1 protein-coding gene is annotated in these 2,222 nt (G+C 67.1%); it reads left to right on the top strand.

Annotated features, from left to right (window positions below):
• Positions 1 to 2,222, top strand: a 2,222-nt coding sequence (ppdK, locus tag ACTHMS_RS02910) for a pyruvate, phosphate dikinase (protein ID WP_440305176.1), incomplete at both ends; no start/stop codon positions are given.

Here is a 2,222-nt window from a genome sequence, read left to right as displayed (position 1 = left end):
GTGGGACTCGTACCGCCGGTTGATCCAGATGTTCGGCAAGACCGTGCTCGGCATCGAGGGTGAGCACTTCGAGGACGCGATCGACGCGGCCAAGAAGGCCAAGGGCACCGCCAACGACCTCGATCTCGACGCCGACGACCTGCGCGGCCTGGTCGACACGTACAAGGGCATCGTGCGCGAGCACGCGGGACGCGATTTCCCGCAGGAGCCGCGTGAGCAGATGGACCTTGCCATCAAGGCCGTCTTCGACTCGTGGAACGCGCCGCGCGCGATCCTGTACCGCCGCCAGGAGCGGATCCCGGCCGACCTCGGCACCGCGGTCAACGTCTGCTCGATGGTCTTCGGCAACCTCGGCATGGACTCCGGCACCGGCGTCGCCTTCACCCGTGACCCCGGCACCGGCGACCAGGGCGTGTACGGCGACTACCTGCAGAACGCGCAGGGCGAGGACGTCGTCGCCGGCATCCGCAACACGCTGCCGCTGGCCGACCTCGAGGGCCTCGACAAGGCGTCGTACGACCAGCTGATGTCGATCATGCAGACGCTGGAGGAGCACTACCGCGATCTGTGCGACATCGAGTTCACGATCGAGCGCGGCAAGCTGTGGATGCTGCAGACCCGCGTCGGCAAGCGCACCGCGGGCGCGGCGTTCCGGATCGCCACCCAACTCGTCGACCAGGGGATGATCGACCTCGACGAGGCGCTGATCCGGGTGACCGGCGCGCAGCTGGCGCAGCTGATGTTCCCGCGTTTCGACGAGGACGCTGCCCGCACCAAGCTGGCCAAGGGCATGAACGCCTCGCCCGGCGCCGCCGTCGGAAAGGCTGTTTTCGACAGCCACACCGCCGTCAAGTGGGCGAGCACAGGTGAGCGGGTCATCCTGGTCCGGCGCGAGACCAACCCCGACGACCTCGAGGGCATGATCGCGGCGCAGGGCATCCTGACCAGCCGCGGCGGCAAGACCTCGCACGCGGCCGTCGTCGCCCGCGGCATGGGCAAGACCTGTGTCTGCGGCGCCGAGGAGCTCGACGTCGACACCCGCGCCCGCACGATGCTCGCGCCCGGCGGCGTGACGGTGACCGAGGGCGATGTCATCTCGATCGACGGCAGCTCCGGCGACGTGTTTCTCGGTGAGGTGCCGGTCGTGCCGTCCCCGGTGGTGGAGTACTTCGAGGGCCGGCTCGATCCCGAGTCCGCCGACGCGGGTGACCTGGTCAAGGCCGTGCACCGGCTGATGACCCACGCCGACGAGCGACGACGGCTCAGGGTCCGGGCGAACTCCGACACACCCGAGGACTCAGAGCGGGCGCGTCGGATGGGTGCTCAGGGCATCGGCCTGTGCCGCACCGAGCACATGTTCCTCGGCGACCGCAAGCAGTACGTCGAGCGGCTGATCCTCGCCGACACCGACGAGGAGCGGGAAAAGGCTCTGGAGGCCCTGCTTCCGCTGCAGCGCAAGGACTTCGAGCGCATCCTCGAGGCGATGGACGGGCTGCCGGTGACGATCCGGCTGCTCGACCCGCCGCTGCACGAGTTCCTGCCGGACCTGACCGAGTTGTCGGTGCGCGTCGCGCTCGCCGAAGCACAGGACCAGCAGAACGAGAACGACCTCCGGCTTCTGCAGGCGGTCAACCGGCTCCATGAGCAGAACCCCATGCTGGGGCTGCGCGGGGTGCGGCTCCGCTTGGTGGTTCCTGGCCTGTTCGCGTTGCAGGTGCGGGCGATCGCCGAAGCGGCCTGCTTCCGGCAGCGGATGAAGGGTGATCCGCAGGCGGAGATCATGATCCCGCTGGTCGGCAGCGTGCAGGAGCTCGAGCTGATCGAGGACGAGGCACACCAGGTTCTGAAGGAAGTCGCCGAGGCCCACGGCTGCACACTCGCCTTCCCGATCGGCACGATGATCGAGTTGCCGCGTGCGGCGCTCACCGCCGATCAGATCGCGGAGTCGGCGGAGTTCTTCTCCTTCGGTACGAACGACCTGACCCAAACGACAATGGGTCTCTCGCGCGACGATTACACGAAATTCTCGAAGCAGTATGAAGATCTGAAGATCTTCAAGGCTGATCCATTCGCTGTGCTCGATCAGGACGGCGTGGGTAAGGTCATCCAGCGTGCAGTCGAACTCGGACGCAAGACACGGCCCGATCTTGAGGTCGGCATCTGCGGTGAGCACGGCGGTGAACCGAGCTCCGTCGAGTTCTGTTATCGGATCGGCATGAACT

Source organism: Jatrophihabitans sp. (assembly GCF_051960575.1).
Taxonomy (GTDB): Bacteria; Actinomycetota; Actinomycetes; order Mycobacteriales; family Jatrophihabitantaceae; genus JBQCEE01.
Note: the sequence above shows the minus strand (reverse complement) of the source record. Positions and strands in the feature narration are given on the sequence as shown.